Source organism: Sapientia aquatica (assembly GCF_004358105.1).
In the GTDB taxonomy this organism is placed as follows: Bacteria; Pseudomonadota; Gammaproteobacteria; order Burkholderiales; family Burkholderiaceae_D; genus Solimicrobium; species Solimicrobium aquaticum.
The window spans coordinates 37776-55984 of record NZ_SMYL01000008.1; the positions used below are offsets into that span (position 1 = coordinate 37776).

The window sequence follows — 18209 nt, forward strand, 5'->3', positions numbered from 1 at the left end:
TGTACGCACCCATCTGGCAGCAAAGGGCACAAACCAGCCAAACATCAAATCCCCCATTCTCCAAATCTAGCCACCCACGCACTAGCTCGAATAAACGATTTCACAAAAACCTTTCACTAAAGCGCGCCAAATAAAACCACTCATCGCCAGCGCGCGAGTCTTCGTCGGGGAACACGATGTAGCCTGCTTCTGGTGCCAACATTGGTTGTCCTTGGTGGCGGATGCCGATGACTTCGTTAGGTTTAATTGCATCAAAACTGGACCACGTTTGCGAAAAAATGTCGTCATCATGATGTTTGTCGATCACGTCATACAGGCGCAACGATTCCATGGAATGTTCGACCAACGGAGCCGTTTGCTCGATCATGCCGAGGTGGGTTAGCGTATTCAAAATCGCGTGCCTTGCTACGACCGGTGCTTGTGGGTCGAGGTGACTGCCGCACTCTAGGGTTACGCCGTAACCGCCTTGGGTACGCATGTATTCGGTGGTGCCTACGCCGAAATAAATATTTTGTTCGGGTAGCGGCGTATCGCTGGTTGCCTGCGCTTGTCGGCGGCGAATACCGTTGTCGTAGGTTTTTAGCCAACCATCTACTGCTCTAGTCACACCTAAAATTTTAGCCAGCGCTTTTTCTTGGGCGGCAAATTTGAATGGTTCGATCTCACCGTCGTTATTCTCTGGGCCGACCATGACAAAGGCTTTGCCTTTACTTTGAAACGAATGCAAATCGAGTAGCACATCGTGCTTGGCTAATAAGGGGCAAAGCCAATTGGCGATGTGATCTTCGTATACTTTTGGATTTTCGTAAGGCATCAACATACGGTTCAAATTGCGTTCACCGCAGCGCTGGCGGCGCTCGTAGGCCATCGGGTTGGCGACTGGCACAAAGGTCACGGAGCCGCGCTGCAAGACCAAATTCTTGGCGCTAAATTCGGCGATGATGTGCTCAATCGCTTCAGTGCCGCAAGTCTCATTGCCGTGCACGGCACCCAGAATGATTAAGCGCGGTCCATCGGTTTTGCTATAGAACGAAATGGAATGATTAAGGGCAGAAGACATAAGGATTTAATGTTGAGATTGGGCTAAGTTGATTTGGTCGATTACATCCGCCAACACGACCGTACGCGGCAGATCATCAAGATTGATGACCACCATAAATCCTTGCAGTGAGCCGGTAGAACTAAATGCTTTCACCAAGGATAATTGGTCGCTATGCAGCAGCCTGCCATCGATTTTGGACCAATATTCCATCGCCACCAAACAACCTGCGGATGGGGTTCCGGGGTAGAACGACTCTTTTCGGTAGTAATCCGAATTGACAGTGGTGCCATGCGCTAAAATTTCGTTGCGACCGGCTAAACCAGCGCGCCACGCTTCCTTGATGGGGAAATAGTTCTTCCATGAGGCGGGCAGAAACTCAGTGTATTTCTCTTCGCTCCAGCCTTCTGTATCGGCTTGGTGGCTGAAGTCTGATAATGAACTTTCAATCGGTAAAAACGAATTTAAATAAGGCGTTGGGCCGATCCAAATCGTATCGACCGACGTGCCGGTGCCATCGATGGTGAAAATGCCTTGCGGGGTATTGCCATTGGTAATTGAGCTGGGCAGGGTATTTCCTGCACGCGCTAATTGCGGTACGTTGAAATAGCTGCCATCGGCGTTGCGCACGAACCGCCCCTGTGCATCACGCACCATTACTAGACCAAAAAAATTTCTATTTTTACGTTGAAAACTGTACACCACTGGATAGCCACTTTTGATCGGTGCGGCCAATAAATCCAACAGCGGCGGACGTTGTTGTAGTTCCGACTTTGCATCCACATGGAGTGCGTGATCTAACTCGATTAAGCGCGGATCAGTTTGCCATTCTGGGAAATTTTTATGCATCGCTAGCTCAATTTTATGCCGAGCGGATTTTGTGGGGTAGCGCTTTAAGACCGTAAATCCCGCGATGGCGAATTCGCGTTGAGTGTTTAAGCGTGGCAGCTTTGTTGCCACGATCGCGCCGAGTTCCTTGGAATACAAGCGATAGACCGCTGTTAACACCTCACGCTGCACCTCGGGCGATTGGGATTCAATATGGCGCACGGCGTATTTCGCTTTGTTGAGCGCCAGCTTTTTATCGAGATTGAACAACATCAGCGCGGAAAAAACCGACGCTTGTTCTTGATCGAGTACTGGTGTCGATGGTCGTTTTAAGAGCGCGTCAATTTTATCAATTGCTGCTGAGCGCAGCGCTAATTCGCCCTGCTGTGAATTCATCTCGGACTGAAAGTCACCGATCTGTAATGCCTGTAATTGAGGTAAAGAATGGCGCACGTTTTGTTTGACTTCTTGTGCGTACAATTTCGCGCTTACCAGCGTCAGAGTGGCAATCACCGTGAAGCGAAGCAGAGCTGAGTTGATCTTGGGAGTTTTGCTGTAGTTCATTCGATCACACCAACTCATTAAATTGCGCTCTCCCACCTACCACGGTCAAGCGATGTGGCAGCCCCATTTTTACAGCTAGGTTCATCGCTTGATGTCCGACGGGGAAGTCAAAACAAACCGGATAGGGATAGTCGCGTACTTTTTCTAACACGATTTGGTAGAGGTCGAGCGCGAAAGGCAAATCGTTTTCTTCGTCCGCTGGCATATCAAAGCCACCGATCATTAAACCGGCCAATTTAGCCAACTTACCGCTGCGCTTTAAATGCCAAAACATCCGATCCACCGAATACAACGCTTCACCTACATCTTCCAGCAAAAGAATTTTTCCGTCGGTATCTAGTGCAGACGCTGTGCCGCTCAAGGTTTCTAGCGTGCGCAGATTTCCACCCACCACCAGCCCAACTCCTACGCCGTCTCGGTTGTGAATGCTGGGTTCGATAGGATAGTCAATAGAATGACCCGTGAGCGCATCGTTGATACTTGCGATGGACAGTGCCGCGGCCGAATTGGCTGGCTCTGGCTGATCAACAAATCCGGTTGCCATTTTGCAGTGCACGCTGGCTAAGCCGCTATGTTTGTTGAGATGACTATGCAGCACCGTGACATCGCTAAATCCAAGTATCCATTTTGGACTTTGGACGCAGCGTGCAAAATTGAGTTGATCAACGATGCGCACCAAGCCATAACCGCCGCGCGCGCAAAGAATCGCCTTAATCTCGGGGTCATCCAGCAGCGCCTGAAAATCACTCACCCGCTGCGCATCGGTTCCGCCGAATGTGCCATGCGCTTGACCGACACTGCGCCCAACTTTGACAGAAAAGCCCCAACTTTTTAACGTTCTAATAGCCGGTTGAATTTCTTCTAAGGAGACAAAACCCGCCGGCGAGCTAATGCCGATAGTATCGCCTTGGCTTAGGTAAGGAGGCACTAAAAAGCCGGGACTCGGTTGTGCAAGACTGTTCGCCATGAGGAGTTCAGAATAGTTAAAAGTTGCAGCGCTCAATCCAAGCTTGGCAATGTGCGCCAGACACTGTCGGCGTGACAGCAATGTGTGTTGGAGCATGTCGATTGCTCATAAAAAAACCGGGCCATCGCTGGCCCAGTTTTTTATCACGCGATTAATAGAACTTATATTTCAATTCCAACATAAATGCGCGCAATCTTGGTTGACCTTCGCGTGCATCCCAACCAGCACCGACCACATCATCGACGTTGTGCGCCGAGAACGGTGGGTCTTTATCGAACAAGTTTTTGATCGTAAAGTTGATCGTGGTGTTGTCAAATCCTGCGTAACCAACACCTAAGTTGTAGATGTTGTAGCTCGATACACGCGGATTAAAGCCTGGCGGCGTTGTGCCATAAGGCACTTCGTCATAATAACCACGGTTGTATTGCTCGGTTAATGTGGTGGTCCAGTCTTGGTGTTTCCAAGTCAAGCTGGCGGTATGTCTCCAACGCAAAAACAAATCCGCAAAACCGCTATTTGGATCGCCAAACTGCCCTACAAACTCATTCGTCGGACTTTGCGGCGAATTCTGCACTGCATGGCTAATCATGTAAGTGCCATCCAAATTCAGATAGAAATGATCGCCTGCGAATTTTTCGTCCCATTTCATTCCCAAATCAATGCCTTTGGTATCGTCTTGGGCGATATTCATGAAACCGGCTTCGATGTAGTTAATCGTTCCATCAGCATTACGAATAACATTCGCTGGATCGTTGGCTAATACTTGGACTGGGTCAGGAGTGACAATACGATTCGTGCGCTTGATATTCCAGTAATCCACTGTGGCACTCAAATTGGACAGCGGTGAGACGACGAATCCAGCAGAAACCTGTTTGGATTTTTCGGCTTTCAAATTCAAGTTACCGCCGGTTTGGTAATTCCAAGCTTGGTTGCAGTAGGTTGGATTACCTGGATTTTTTGGGCACAGAATCGGATCAGGTTCTTCGCTGTTCAAAAATCCCGGAGTTTGACCGGCGTACATTTGCTCAAAGTCGGGCGCGTGGAATCCCGTGCTCCACGACGTACGCAACATCAAGGAACTGATCGGTTGGTAGCGCAGGGATACTTTAGGATTGGTGGTTCCACCAAAATCGCTGTAGCGATCGTGACGCACCGCTAAATCGGCTTCCAATTGCTTCACAATCGGCACCAATAATTCACCATATAACGCGATGATATTGCGTGAAACTTGATTCAACGATGGATCCGAAGTCGCTTGATAAATATTGTTCGCCGCGTTGCTATTGGAATTGAATTCATACGTTTCACGGCGCAAATCAAAGCCTAAAGCCGATGAAATGGCATTGCCGTTCCAATTAGCGATTTCCTTCGAAGCGCTGCCGTCGGCTTGCATCAAGCGGGTATGTCCGCTGTACACTTGCCCGGTTGCTTTAGCACTATTCAACGCGGCCATACCGGCTGCGCTTTGAGCTTGACCTGGCATGGCGAACGGATTAATCAGGCCAGTGCTCATCGCTGTTTTAAATGCGGTGGCGTTCACATAACCATTAACCAAATCGGTATTGGCGCTGCTACCTGCCATGGAAAAGCCCGCTTTGTAATCCCAACCTGCAATTAATCCATCGATGCCAAATAAGGCGCGGTAGGTGGTGCTGGCCGTGGTTTCCTCGCGGTTTCCGCAAGGGACACAGCGCCAACTCAATCGAATATCTTGGGTCGGATCATAGCCGGGAATATAGGAGCTCAAATCTTGGTAGTACGGCCCACCAGCAGGATAGCTAAATCCCTTCACTTGAATCGGCGTGTAGACGTCGGTCGCACTGGTGTGCGATGCGGTCAGCTCAAAATACACGGTATTGCTAGCATCGAGCTTGTAGCTGGCGCGGCTGACTAAATTTTGATGTTCCTCCGGTTGCATCAAGGCCCAATCCGCACCGTAGTCGTAAGAGCAGCCTTGAGCGCGAGCCGTGTTACCCGACAAATCGCTATTGTAGGGATGCATCTGCGGGTAACTGCTGCAATTGCCTTGCAGAGCTAATAAATTGGCATAACTGTATTGCTGGGTGCTGCCCGGCAAACTGAATGGCGATAATCGTTGCGTTGCAAATGGTGTGCCGACTGTATCCGGAGCCAAGCCACGCGCTGGTTGATAGCCGTTTTGGAACGCACGTTGATGTCCTTGTAACGCACTATTTTTATCAACCGCTAAGGTCGCCATAAAGTTATAGCCATCGTCAACCAACGAGCCTTTGCCAAACAGCAGCGACGCATTATAGATATTGCCACCGCGATGTTGAGTCATGTCGCCAGAGACATTGGCTTCTAGACCTTGGTAATCGGTACGCAGAATAAAGTTGATTACGCCGCCAATCGCGTCAGTTCCATAAATCGCGGATGCGCCGTCTTTTAACACTTCAACGCGCTCAATGGCGGAAAACGGAATCGAATTCAAATCAACCGAGCTACCGTTCAAACCATGATCGGCAATGCGGCGGCCGTTCAGCAATACCAGCGTGCTATCTGGGCCAAGACCGCGCAAGTTGGCCGACGATGAGCCTGAGTTATGGGTGCCGGTGGAAGCGGTAAAACCTTCTGCTTGGTTAGCGCTCATGTTGAACGCACCGCCCACGTTAGCACTTACTGTTGCCAACAGTTGCTCAGCACTTGTGATGCCAGCACGATCGATATCTTGGCGGGTAATGACTTGAACTGGCAAAGCGCCTTCGGCTTCGACCCGTTTGATGCTGGAACCGGTAATTTCTACTCGTTGCACCGTTTTATTGTTATCGGTTGTGTCCTGTGCAAACGAAACTCCGGAAACACATAACAACATAATGCTGTGTGCGATCACACTTAATTTCATGACGTTTTCCCCTTCGAAGATTATTCTCAACCAAAGCCAATGCGGATCAGTTTCTTTTTATTAAACATCAGAAAAATGACAAATTACCTATAAAAATCGCGGTCATTTCAACAGTGTTCGCCAAATACTAAATAGATTTAACAAAGTTGAACAACTGAATGATTATTACCCACCTATAAGTAGAAGTAATAGGTTTGATTTCTCCCCATGCAGCATGTGTTGGCAGCATTAACAACGACTGACTCACTTTATCTTTTACGCAGCAATGTGTTGCATTTTAGGATAAGCACCGCGCTGCGCAATCTGTTTTTTACGAGTTGTTGTTGGATTTAGTCAATGCGCTCATAACATTGACGAATACGTGCCACGTCGCCGTGATCAAAATGCCACCATTCGGTTTTAATCCCCTTAAAACCGCCCTGCCGCATCGCTGCATACAAGATGTGTCGATTGGCTAACTGCGCCTGAGTTAGCAGACCTTGGGCAAGATGTTGTTGTTCGTATTCGGGATGGGAAAGCGGTGACATCTGGTCAAATTCAGCGCCCATGTCTAACGGATTGCCGTTGGCGTCCAATAAGGTCACGTCGACCGCCATCCCAAACGAATGAATCGAGCCGCGCTGAGGATTAGCCAAATACATCTGCAATTGGGTACCTTTTAGTTGATCCCACAATAATTGCTGGGCGCGGTGCGGACGCAATGCATCCAAAATTTGTAGCTGTAGCGGCGAAGATTGTGCGGCTAGCCATTGCGCGGCGCGCTGAATTCCCTCGGCTGCTTCGCGATGCAGCCAAGCGCAATTCCACTGACCGTACACGCTGCGACCGACAAAGTTATTGTCGCCCTGATAGCGCAAATCGATCGCAATGCCATCAATGGCGCTTAACGCCACAAAATCAGGATGCGTGTGGATTTGCTCAATCTGCACGAGTTAACTCGCCTCATTCGTTAGGCAGTTGCAAGCGGCGCGGCGTAAATCATCGACTAAGCTGCGCGCCGCGTGCGACAGCGGCGACAAATTGGCCGTCAACAAATACAACTCCACCGCAATAGCTGGCTCAATCGGGCGGCGCATGGCGCTGTCCAGATCAATCATGGCGGCAGTATAAGGATCGATCACCGCCACGCCCGCGCCGTGTTCCACCAAGCTACGCGCTAATTGGTAAGTTTGGACAGTGGTGTGGGTATTGACGGCGTGTTCGACCAGATTACACGCGTCGAAGAAGCGACTGCCGAGCGGATCGTCTTCGGGCAATCCAATTAAGCGGTTCGGTAAATCCGTGATCGCAATCGGTTGATCAGAGAGTTCCTGCGGCCAAGTGCCTACTGGCGCAATCGCGGTCATCACGCCTTGGGCAATCGTCTCAACTTGAATGCTGGGATGCTGCGGATTTTGGAGCGACAAGGCAAAATCGGCTTCGCCCAATAACAGCGCGTTCACAATTTCGCGCGTGTGTTGGGTGGCTAGTTGGCAATGGGTGTCGGCGTATTTTTTACGCCATTCGCGCATGGCAATCGGCACCAAAGTCAGCGCCAGCGTTGGGGTAGAAACCAGCTTCACCACTTCCGTCGCGCCATTACGCAAACTGCTGGCTAAGCGTCGCACCGAATGCAGATCGCGATTAACCCGATCAACTTCGATAAATAATTTTTGGGCTTCGGGAGTTGGGTAAAGTTTGCCCTTGACGCGCTCAAACAATTTCAACCCAAGCTGCATCTCGCAATGCTGCAACACTTTGGTGACCGCCGGCTGCGAGATAAATAAAATCTGCGCCGCGCCGCTAATCGAGCCAGCTTGCATGATGGCGTGAAAAACTTCGATATGTCTTAGTCGCATACGCTCATCCGATGAGCTCTTCTAAACGATGACAGGCCACTTGTCTTCCTTCCCAAGAACGTAGTTGCGGTAATTCTAGCTGACAACGATCAATTGCATAAGGGCAACGTTTATGAAACGCGCATCCGGTGGGCGGATTGAGTGGGCTTGGCAATTCGCCCTTGATGTTAATTTTGATACGACGATCTTGCGGCCGAATCGCTGGCGTGGCGCTCATCAGCGCTTGGGTGTAAGGATGGAAAGGCTTATCAAACACATCGACCTTGCTGCCGTACTCCACCACTCGCCCTAAATACATCACCATCACTTCATCGGCCACATGCTCAACGACCGACAAATTGTGCGAGATAAAGACATAGGAGGTGCCAAATTCATCCTGCAAATCCATGAACAGGTTCAAAATCTGCGCTTGAATCGATACATCCAAGGCCGACACCGGCTCATCGGCAACCACAATGCTAGGATTCAAAATCATGGCGCGCGCAATCGCAATCCGTTGGCGTTGGCCGCCCGAAAACATGTGCGGATAACGTTGCCCAAATTCGGGCCGCAAGCCAACTCGCGCAATCATTGCTGCAATGCGCTGGGCGCGTTCGGCCTTTTCTAACTTGGTGTTGATGAGCAATGGCTCATCCAAGGTGGCAGCGATTTGTTTGCGCGGATTGAGGCTGGCAAACGGGTTTTGAAACACCATCTGCACTTGGCTGCGTAGGTATTTCAGTTCATGCAGGTTCGCTTGCGCGACATTAACGCCCTTAATGATTAACTCACCCGAGCTTGCCGGCTCAATGAGCGTCAACTGGCGCGCCAAAGTGGATTTGCCGCAGCCGGATTCCCCAACCACCGCCAACGTATGTTTTTTGCCTAAGCTAAAGGACACGCCATTGAGCGCTTTAACCGTCCCTGCTTTGGCAAATAGTCCGTTATTGATCGCGTAGTGGCGGGTTAAATTTTGCGCCTGCAAAATTGGCCTAGCTTGCTCAACATTGATTTGGTCGGATTTTGGGTGAGTTGACATGAGTTCAGCTACCGACTTCTAAAGGATAAAAACAACGTGTTTGCGCGATGCCTACCTGGGCTAATGGCGGCTTGTTTTGATGGCATTGGGCTTGTGCGTAGGCGCAGCGCGGCGCTAATAGACAGCCTTGCGGGCGATTATATTGACCGGGCACGAGACCGCTTAAAGCCGATAAACGGCGCGCTCCTTTGTTATGTTCGGGGATCGCATCGAGCAATGCTTTGGTGTAGGGATGCGTTGGGCTATCGAATAAATTAGGCACAGGCTGTTGCTCCACCACCTGCCCGGCGTACATCACATAAGCCCGTTGCGCCATCTCCGCGATAATCGCTAAATCGTGGCTAATCATGATTAACGCCATATTGGATTCTTTTTGCAAGCGCACCAACAATTCCATAATTTGCGCTTGAATCGTGACATCTAATGCCGTGGTCGGCTCATCCGCAATCAATAATTTTGGCTCGCACGAAATCGCCATGGCAATCATCACGCGCTGATTCATGCCACCGGATAATTCGTGCGGATAGGAATTGATGCGGCTTTTGGCGGCAGGGATTTCAACCCAATCCAATAAATCCAGAACGCGCTTTTCTAACGCCGCGCCGCGCAAATTCATGTGCAGCTTTAACGTTTCGCGGATTTGAAAGCCGATGGTGTACGACGGATTTAAACTGGTCAACGCATCCTGGAAAATCATCGCCACGTCGCGTCCAATAATCTGTCGGCGCTGCTTAACATCCATCTTTAACAAATCGTGCCCATCAAACAGCAATTGATCGGCGCTGCATTGACCCGGCGGATCGATCAATCCCATTAAAGCCATCATAGAAACCGATTTACCCGAACCAGATTCGCCCACCACACCGATCAATTCGCCGCGCTTAACATGCATGCTCACGCCATCGACCGCGCGAAAAGCTTGCTTGCCGCTGCCGAATTCAACCCGCAAATTATCAATGGTGAGCAAACTCATTTCGCTATGCTCCACGTTTTAATTTTGGATCGAGGGCATCGCGCAAACCGTCGCCCATTAAATTGATCGACAACACCGTCAGCAACACGGTCAAGCCGGGAATCGTCACCACCCATGGCGCACGTTGAATATAGTCGCGCGCTGCCGATAACATCGCGCCCCATTCCGGCGTTGGCGCTTGCACCCCCAAACCTAAAAATCCTAAGGCGGCGGCTTCTAATATCGAGGAAGAAAATCCTAAAGTGGCATTAACGATTAACGGTGCCAAGCAATTCGGCAGCACCGTGTTAAACATCAGCCGCCAAATCGAGGCACCTGCGACGCGGCTGGCGGTGACGTATTCTTTTTCGATTTCCGCCAAGGCTGAAGCGCGCGTTAAGCGCGTGTAACTTGGCAAGGTGCCAATCGCAATCGCAATCGTCGTATTAATCAATCCGGGGCCAAGTACCGTGATGACGCAGATCGCTAATAACAAGGACGGCAACGCCAGCATCACGTCCATCACGCGCATAATCAACACGCCTAAACGCTTAGGGAAAAACGCCGCCAGCAAACCCAGCGTCATGCCGGGAACGAGCGACAGCAATACTGAGGTCAAGCCGATCAATAAAGAAATCCGCGCACCATAAATCAGGCGCGACAAAATATCACGCCCCAATTCATCGGTTCCAAATAAAAATGCCGCGTTCCCGCCATCCTCCCAAACGGGCGGCATCAACATGTGATCGCGGAATTGTTCGATCGGATTATGCGGCGCTAAGACGCCTGCCAAGAGCGCGCACAGCACGATAAAGACAAAGAAAATACTGGCCACCAATGCGCCGCGATTAGCCGAAAAACTCAAGCAAAATTGGCGCGCTGGCGAGATGTCGTGCGGCAGCGTTTGTTCCAAGGCCTCGGCGCTTGGGTTGGATGATAAATGGTCGGTGGCGTGCACGAGCTAAGCTTCCTTTCAATGTCCGCGTATGCGCGGATTAACTAAGCCGTACAACATATCAACAATCAAGTTGACCGCGATGATGATGCACGCCGTGATCAAAATACCGGCCTGCACCACCGGATAATCACGCTGCGCGATCGAATCGATTAACCATTTTCCGATGCCAGGCCAAGAAAAAATCGTCTCGGTCAGCACCGCTCCAGCCAGCAAACTACCTACTTGCAAACCAATAATGGTGATGACTGGAATTAAGGCATTCCGCAATCCGTGCACCACCACGATTCGAGTCGTGCTTAATCCTTTCGCGCGTGCGGTGCGGATGTAATCTTCTTTCAAAACTTCAATCATGGCTGAGCGCGTCATGCGCGCAATCACCGCCAGCGGCACGGTACCTAGGGCAATCATCGGAAGAATCAAATGCATGAGCGCGGATTTAAAAGCGTCTACGTCGTGCGCCAGTAAGGTATCGATTAATAAAAATCCTGTCACCACTGGCACATCAAATTCGATATCAATCCGTCCTGATACCGGCGTCCAACCAAGATGCACCGAAAAAAATAAGGTCAGGATCAAGCCCCACCAAAAAATCGGCATCGAATAACCCGCCAGCGCGCCCCCCATAACACCGTGATCCAAGACCGAACCGCGCTTTAGTCCCGCTAACATCCCCGCTGGCAGACCGAGCGCCAAAGCGAACAGCATTGCGGCAAGCGACAACTCCACCGTGGCCGGAAAAAATGCTAAAAATTCGGCGATCACCGGCTCCCTACTGACCAAGCTATCACCCAAATCACCGTGCAAAAGTTGATCAAGGTAAGCACCATATTGTTGATACAGCGGCAGATCTAATTTGAGCTTATGCATCTCGATCTGATGCACCGCAGGGTCCAGATGACGCTCGCCCGCCATCACTTCTATTGGGTCGCCCGGGATTAAGCGTATCAATAGAAACGCGAGCAAGGTAATTCCAATCAAGGTTGGAATGACTGCCAGCAGTTTTTTAGTGACGAATGCGAACAATGTGGCCTCTGGTTTTAATGAATCACTGGTTTGGTTTTTGCGGTATTGCTAGTTTGCTCGGATGAGGTAGCAACCCATTCGATTAAGTCGTGCAATACAAGACGACCAGCGGCGGCATCAGGACGATTAATGATGCCGACCACTATCCAGTTTTCGCCATCTTTATCGCGCACATATCCGGCGATGGCGGAAGTGTTATTCAGCGTTCCGCCCTTAATCCTTGCTGCGCCTAGTTCGATGTTGGAATGGCTTTTCGCCATCGTTCCATCCACACCAAAAATGGGCAAACTGCTTTTGAACTCAGCGCTCCAATTACTACCCGCGGCAGCGCGCAATACTTGCGCTAATTGGAGCGGACTAATGCGTTCAATGCGCGACAAACCCGAACCGTTTTCCAGCACCAAACCAGTATCGTCGATGTGCTGCTGATGCAGCCACTGCCGCACCGACTGTTGCGCTAAATTTAAGGTCAACTCAGAGTCCTTAGTTTTTGCCTGCGCGCCCAAGGTTAAATACAGGTCACGCGCCATCGTATTATCGGAGCGCTTATTGATGATGCGCACAATCTCGGCTAAAGATTCGGATACGTGTTCAGAGACGATTTGCGCCTGCGCTGGGGTCGCGCCATCGCGCACAACTCCATTCCATTGCCCACCCATTTCACGCCAAAGGCGGCGGATTAGCCGTTCGATATACAGGTTGCGATCTAAAATATTGGTCGAAGTTTGATTGCGGCATCCACGCGGAAAAGTCCCGTTCAAGATAACGGTTGGATTACCCGCTTCCATGACAACGGTTGGAACCGGCCACTCCTCATCCCATTCAGCGCAATTTTCATCGACTAGTTGCAACTGGCTTTGAATCTGCACGCCATCAAGTGGTGGCAAAAATTGCACGGCAACTTTGTCGCGATCAGAACTTAGCTGCAAATCAATCAAATTAGCGCTGACCAGCATCGCGTCGGGAATCACGTTGTAGTACTGGGTCGGGGTGGAATCAAACGGAGCAACATTGAGATCAATGCGGGTGGGATTAAAAAAGCGGCGATCAATAATTAGGTCGCCGTTAATGTGATGTATGCCTTGAGCGTAAATTTCTCTGAGCATGACGCCTAGCTTTTCCCAATTCAGATTTGGCTCAGCACCACCGCGTAAATACAAGGCCCCATTAAGCACGCCATCGGCGGGTGACTGCTCGGTAAGGAAGGCGGTTTTCCAATGAAACGCTGGGCCCAGGGTATCGAGCGCCGCAATCGTGGTGAGCGTTTTTAATGTGGATGCCGGACTCATTGCACGGCGAGCTAAATGACTTAAACGCAGATGGCCATCGCGCTCAGCCATCACAACCACGCCGATCTCTTGCTGCTTAATTCCTTGAGCGCGCAAGCTGGCTTGGAGTTCAGGCGGTAATTGATTGTCGGCGATACAACTGCTGGCCAGCGCACAACTCGCGGCCAGCAAGACACAGTTGATCGCAGTCCAGCAGGTGCTAGACATGGCTTTCTTGAGCGGGAATACCATCGTCTCGACTTAATTTATGTTTTAGTTAGTTTAGGTGCTGCGAATTCGAATTTGAAGTGTGCCTTGTTTAAAACGTGTTTGCTAATCACCAGCTGCACACTGCCTATTCCACCAGGTTATGGGGCTAGTTTATGCAGTCATTAGCTAGCCGATAAGTCCTCCAATAAACTCGGCGCATTAATTCAACATATTGAAGGCAATATTATGCGTGAAGTATGTGTCATTGGCGCAGGTGTTATCGGACTAAGCAGCGCGTGGTATTTGGCCCAAGCGGGTTATAAAGTGACCCTCATCGACCAAGCCAGCAATGTTGGCACCGGTACGAGCTACATGAACGGCGGCCAGCTCAGCTATCGCTACGTCTCGCCGCTAGCCGATTCTGGCGTGCCGCTTAAGGCCTTGAAGTGGTTATTTGAGCAAGACGGCCCGTTACGATTTAAACCACAAGCCGACCTGACTCAATGGAATTGGCTGACGAATTTTCTGTTGCATTGTCGTGCATCGGTCAACAGAAAAACAACATTACGCTTGGCAAGGCTGGGACAATACAGTCGCTTTTGCATGCAGGACTTAATTAAAGAGCACGATTTAGCCAATTTTAACTACCGCGAATCGGGCAAGTTGGTGGTTTATCGCAATGCCTCGACGTTTAGCCGAGCGATTGCGCCGATCAAAAAAGAAGACGTACAACAAGTGCTCGACCGCGATGAATGCCTGCAACAAGAACCAGCGATTGCTGCGCTGCACGATCAACTGGCGGGCGGAATTTATACGCCATCGGAAGCGGTCGCGGATTGCTATGGATTTTGTCTTTCGCTGCAAAAAAAATTAAGCAGTCATCCCAATTTTGTCGGTCTGCGTTATGCCACGGTGACCCATTTCAATCGGCTTGCTGGCAATCGCTTGCAATTGGCGACGACCCAAGGCGAGATTGATTGCGCCAATTTTGTGCTGACTGCGGGCATCGCTAGTCGCCGTTTAGCAGCCACGATCAATGTCGATTTACCGCTTTACCCGCTCAAAGGTTACAGCCTTAATGTGCCGTTTGAACCAACGCATTTAGTACCAACAACGAGCGTCACCGATTTTGAAAAGAAAGTGTTGTACGCCCGCATCGGCAACCATTTACGCGTCTCTGCGATGGTCGATATGGTGGGCGAAAATAACGAAATTGATAATGCGCGCATTGCCAGCTTGTTACGTATTGCGCGGCGCGATATGCCCAACGCGGGTGATTATGAGCACAGTCAACAATGGACTGGATTGCGTCCTGCAACACCGAGCGGTTCACCCATCGTCGGCTGTAGTTCGCAACCGGGCTTATGGTTAAATGTAGGACACGGCGCGCTGGGATTCACTTTTGCCTGCGGCACTGCTAGCCTACTGGCCAGTTTAATGACAACGGGACATCCACCACAAGAATTACACGGACTCACATGGCTCAATTAATAACAAACGAAAGCTTGGCCAAAGCGCTCATCAAATTGGTCAACGAGCAGCATTTTGAACACACGCCAGATTCGATGCGGGCTGGCTTAGCTATTGAAGAATTTCCCAGTTTGGACTTAGCGGTTGCGGTGTTTCCCAACGGCGAGCAAACCACCGACGCTGTGTGGGCCAACGTCTTATTTTCGCGTGATTTTCCGCAAGGCCAGATCGCGCGCATCGCTGGCCAAGCCGGGCCGGTGTACAACATCCACTATCTCAAAGACCAAATCAATTCGGACTACGAATCGATTGCGTGGTTACCAGGCGCGGACTGGAATAAGTTGAGGTGGGAAACCTTGCAAGGCACCGGAACCGATTTCGTTCAACCCTACCCTGCCTCGCTGCTCAAGTTAATGGTGTTGGTCGGCGTGGCTAAATTAATCGATCAAGGTAAGTTCGATTGGAGCATGGAGCGCAGTTTCGGGGGCATCACCAAAACTATCGACGCTTGGGCGGATTCGATGATCGTCGCTAGCAACAACGATGCGACCACCGCATTGGTGAGCCTATTACATCACGGCGAATTGATTGTGTGCCAAGGCGAGAACGAAATTAATCACCTCAACGCGCTTTTTGCCCACTATGGTTTAACGACCTTAAAGCTGTCCAATACGCGCGCCAACGGCGGCTGGCGTTCAGCCGATGGCGCAGGCGTTGGCAATATTCATATGACCGCGTGGGATACAGTGCGCTTGCTGTGGTTGCTCAGTGATGCGGGACCCAAAGCACCGTGGTTGGCACCGGAGGTTGAACCGATTTTGAGCAAAGAAGGTAAGCACCGAGTTTGGGGATATTTAGGCCTACAAGGATTGCATACGATTTTGTCGTCCACCAGTTTGGCCGGCGTCGATGGCTGGCAAACTGGCATTCCCGCGCATTTATCGGAGCGTTGGATTCAGTCCGATGGCAGCGTGTTGGTGGAAGATATCCCCTTGCCCGCCGATGTGCGCCCAGCCAATAGCGCAGCCGATGCGTATTTCGCGCATAAAACAGGCAATACCGAAAACTATTGTTCTGACGCGGGTTTAGTTCGGTCATTTAATTCCAACGGTCGCCGTTATATTATTGCGCTGCTGAGCAATCTGGGTACGCGCTATCAAGCTAATCCCTATTGTTCGAGCACTTGGCGGATTCCGGCTTTGGGTCAAGCGATTGATCAATGGATTGCCCAGCAGGTTGAGTAGCAGTTTTTTAGCCAAGTGTTCAACACCGTATTCACCGTGAAGTTGTCATCCATGTTTATCAAAATTAGCCGCCTGATGTTTGCCTGCCTCGCCCTAACAGCTATGCTGATAACGGCGGCGCACGCACGCGCATTAATTTATTGCAGCGAGGCCAGTCCCGAAGGATTTGATCCCGGCATGTGGGACGCTAGCAGCACGCATAATGTCACCGGTCAAATGTATCAAGGCTTGATCGCTTTTGAAGGCGACACGACTAAACTTGGCCCTGACTTAGCCACCAGTTGGCAGGTAAGCGCCGATGCGACTGTGTTTACCTTTAATCTGCGCCACGGCGTGCATTTTCATCACACCAGCTATTTTGCGCCGACACGGGAGTTCAATGCCGATGATGTGGTATTTACTTTCTCGCGTTTTCTCTACCCAGACTATCCGTTCAACAAAGCCTTTCCCGCGACCTTTGTCTATCCGCAGAATTTGGGCTTAACCAATATGGTGGCGTCGATAGAAAAGCTTGATGAATACACGGTGCGCTTTAAGTTAAAGCAACCTAACGTGGCTTTCCTGAGTTATTTCGCGATGTCGTTTGCGCCTATTCTGTCGGCCGAATACGGTCAGCAATTGATGAAGAAAAATCTCGCGCATCAGATTAATAATTTCCCAATTGGTACCGGCCCATTTCAGTTTGTCTCGTACAAAAAGAATGAAGTCATTCGTATGGCTGCTAATCCCGATTATTGGAAGGCCAAACAGCGAACGGATAAATTGATTTACGCCATTGTTCCCGATGCCAATGTGCGGGTGAATAAACTGTTAGCCAATGAATGTCAGATCACGTCCACGGTGCGGGATGACGATATTCCGATTTTGCAAAAGCATGCCAATATCGTGATCAAGAAAATCAACGCGTTAAATATTTCCTACTTGTCATTCAATATGAAACACGCCATCACTTCCAACCGCGATGTGCGTGAAGCGCTCGATATAGCGATTGATCGGAATGCGATTCATAAAGCGCTCTTCCCGCGCGGCGACACGCTGCAAGCAGCTAATCCGTTTCCACCAACGGTGCCGGGATATAACAAAAATGTGGTCAACGAATACAATCCCGAACGTGCGCGTCAATTACTTAAAAAAGCCGGTTACGGCGATGGCTTAGAAATCAGTTTATGGGCGCTGCCGATTGCGCGTCCGACGAATCCCAACGGCCAGTTACTAGCGCAACTTATCCAACAAGATTGGGCGCGTATCGGGGTGAAAGCCAATATCAAAACCTATGAATGGGGCGAATATTTAAAACGGGCGCGCAATGGCGAACACGATGTCTATATGAGTGGCTGGACTAGCGACACGGGCGATGCGGATGATTTTTTATCCCCCAACTTAACCATCGCCGCCAATGGGCCGGAGTGTTTTAAATATTGCAGCGTTGAATTCGACAAGCTCGTCGATGAAGCGCGACGCACCACCGACCAAAAACGGCGCGTGAGCCTGTATGAAAAAGCCTTAGAAGTGATGCACCACGATAGGCCTTGGATCAATATCGCCCATTCCACTGTCTCGATTCCGATGACCTCGGAAGTGCAAGGCTTTGTGATGGCGCCCAACGGTGGTATGCGTTTTGAAAATGTGTATCGGTAATTCGCTCGATTTACCGATGTCTTGTTTATCAACGTTCTCGTTGTTAAGCGAAGCAGCCTGAGTGCTATTTTCTTAGCGCGACCATGTTGTTCTTACCGCGCCAACTCCTGCGCGCGGGCGTGGCATAGCCTGCTAATCCCCGCCCTTTCCCACGCACCAGCCGGTAAAAACTGCCTCATTTATATAGATAAACATCTATATATAAGTCTCATACTATTTATTATTCAATATAGTGAACTTTGTTCATAATTCTGTTTTATTCCAAGCCTAAGATCAGTTGGGGGAATCAAATACCGTTGCCAACCATCTTAACTAGCGCTGGGCAAGCA

At 50.2% G+C, this 18209-nt stretch carries 14 protein-coding genes; 3 read left to right on the plus strand and 11 right to left on the minus strand.

Annotated features, from left to right (window positions below; translation table 11 throughout):
• Positions 1-100 precede the first annotated feature (100 nt).
• The 11 genes from E2I14_RS14215 to dacB form a co-directional block, all read right to left on the minus strand.
• Positions 101-1060, minus strand: a complete 960-nt coding sequence (locus E2I14_RS14215) for a M14 family metallopeptidase (protein WP_133329680.1) — start codon at positions 1058-1060, stop codon at positions 101-103.
• A 6-nt stretch (positions 1061-1066) separates the two neighbouring features.
• Positions 1067-2431: a hypothetical protein gene (locus E2I14_RS14220; RefSeq protein ID WP_133329682.1), complete on the minus strand. Its 1365-nt coding sequence runs from the start codon at positions 2429-2431 to the stop codon at positions 1067-1069.
• A 4-nt stretch (positions 2432-2435) separates the two neighbouring features.
• Positions 2436-3494, minus strand: a complete 1059-nt coding sequence (locus E2I14_RS14225; RefSeq protein ID WP_206105648.1) for a S66 peptidase family protein — start codon at positions 3492-3494, stop codon at positions 2436-2438.
• Positions 3495-3549: 55 nt separating this feature from the next.
• Complete coding sequence (locus E2I14_RS14230) at positions 3550-6261, minus strand: TonB-dependent receptor (protein WP_133329684.1); 2712 nt, start codon at positions 6259-6261, stop codon at positions 3550-3552.
• Positions 6262-6590: 329 nt separating this feature from the next.
• Positions 6591-7190: a M15 family metallopeptidase gene (locus tag E2I14_RS14235; protein WP_133329686.1), complete on the minus strand. Its 600-nt coding sequence runs from the start codon at positions 7188-7190 to the stop codon at positions 6591-6593.
• Positions 7191-7193: 3 nt separating this feature from the next.
• Positions 7194-8099 (minus strand): LysR family transcriptional regulator, encoded by a 906-nt coding sequence (locus E2I14_RS14240; protein WP_133329688.1) that lies wholly within the window; start codon positions 8097-8099, stop codon positions 7194-7196.
• A gap of 4 nt (positions 8100-8103) precedes the next feature.
• Positions 8104-9117 (minus strand): peptide ABC transporter ATP-binding protein, encoded by a 1014-nt coding sequence (locus E2I14_RS14245; protein WP_165967841.1) that lies wholly within the window; start codon positions 9115-9117, stop codon positions 8104-8106.
• A gap of 4 nt (positions 9118-9121) precedes the next feature.
• On the minus strand, positions 9122-10090 hold the full coding sequence (locus tag E2I14_RS14250) for an ABC transporter ATP-binding protein (protein ID WP_133329690.1): 969 nt from the start codon (positions 10088-10090) through the stop codon (positions 9122-9124).
• A gap of 4 nt (positions 10091-10094) precedes the next feature.
• Positions 10095-10982: an ABC transporter permease subunit gene (locus E2I14_RS14255; protein ID WP_206105651.1), complete on the minus strand. Its 888-nt coding sequence runs from the start codon at positions 10980-10982 to the stop codon at positions 10095-10097.
• A gap of 60 nt (positions 10983-11042) precedes the next feature.
• The gene (locus E2I14_RS14260) at positions 11043-12050 is read right to left on the minus strand and encodes an ABC transporter permease subunit (protein WP_133329694.1); all 1008 of its coding nucleotides are present in this window, start codon (positions 12048-12050) and stop codon (positions 11043-11045) included.
• A gap of 14 nt (positions 12051-12064) precedes the next feature.
• On the minus strand, positions 12065-13546 hold the full coding sequence (gene dacB / locus E2I14_RS14265) for a D-alanyl-D-alanine carboxypeptidase/D-alanyl-D-alanine endopeptidase (RefSeq protein ID WP_165967842.1): 1482 nt from the start codon (positions 13544-13546) through the stop codon (positions 12065-12067).
• 228 nt (positions 13547-13774) lie between these two features.
• On the opposite strand from dacB, the gene E2I14_RS14270 reads away from it, so the two are divergent.
• The 3 genes from E2I14_RS14270 to E2I14_RS14280 are packed head-to-tail and all read left to right on the plus strand — an operon-like array spanning position 13775 to position 17880.
• Positions 13775-15019, plus strand: a complete 1245-nt coding sequence (locus tag E2I14_RS14270) for a D-amino acid dehydrogenase (RefSeq protein WP_133329698.1) — start codon at positions 13775-13777, stop codon at positions 15017-15019.
• Positions 15007-16242, plus strand: a complete 1236-nt coding sequence (locus E2I14_RS14275) for a serine hydrolase (RefSeq protein ID WP_133329700.1) — start codon at positions 15007-15009, stop codon at positions 16240-16242. The genes E2I14_RS14270 and E2I14_RS14275 overlap by 13 nt, the downstream gene beginning before the upstream one ends.
• A gap of 51 nt (positions 16243-16293) precedes the next feature.
• Positions 16294-17880, plus strand: a complete 1587-nt coding sequence (locus E2I14_RS14280) for an ABC transporter substrate-binding protein (protein WP_133329702.1) — start codon at positions 16294-16296, stop codon at positions 17878-17880.
• The last annotated feature ends 329 nt before the right edge of the window (positions 17881-18209 follow it).

Bases quoted from the DNA above. Each gene is read 5' to 3' on its own strand.
- E2I14_RS14215 (WP_133329680.1), bottom strand. From the start codon at position 1,060: ATGTCTTCTGCCCTTAATCATTCCATTTCGTTCTATAGCAAAACCGAT.
- E2I14_RS14220 (WP_133329682.1), bottom strand. From the start codon at position 2,431: ATGAACTACAGCAAAACTCCCAAGATCAACTCAGCTCTGCTTCGCTTC.
- E2I14_RS14225 (WP_206105648.1), bottom strand. From the start codon at position 3,494: ATGCTCCAACACACATTGCTGTCACGCCGACAGTGTCTGGCGCACATT.
- E2I14_RS14230 (WP_133329684.1), bottom strand. From the start codon at position 6,261: ATGAAATTAAGTGTGATCGCACACAGCATTATGTTGTTATGTGTTTCC.
- E2I14_RS14240 (WP_133329688.1), bottom strand. From the start codon at position 8,099: ATGCGACTAAGACATATCGAAGTTTTTCACGCCATCATGCAAGCTGGC.
- E2I14_RS14245 (WP_165967841.1), bottom strand. From the start codon at position 9,117: ATGTCAACTCACCCAAAATCCGACCAAATCAATGTTGAGCAAGCTAGG.
- E2I14_RS14250 (WP_133329690.1), bottom strand. From the start codon at position 10,090: ATGAGTTTGCTCACCATTGATAATTTGCGGGTTGAATTCGGCAGCGGC.
- dacB (WP_165967842.1), bottom strand. From the start codon at position 13,546: ATGTCTAGCACCTGCTGGACTGCGATCAACTGTGTCTTGCTGGCCGCG.
- E2I14_RS14270 (WP_133329698.1), top strand. From the start codon at position 13,775: ATGCGTGAAGTATGTGTCATTGGCGCAGGTGTTATCGGACTAAGCAGC.
- E2I14_RS14275 (WP_133329700.1), top strand. From the start codon at position 15,007: ATGGCTCAATTAATAACAAACGAAAGCTTGGCCAAAGCGCTCATCAAA.
- E2I14_RS14280 (WP_133329702.1), top strand. From the start codon at position 16,294: ATGTTTATCAAAATTAGCCGCCTGATGTTTGCCTGCCTCGCCCTAACA.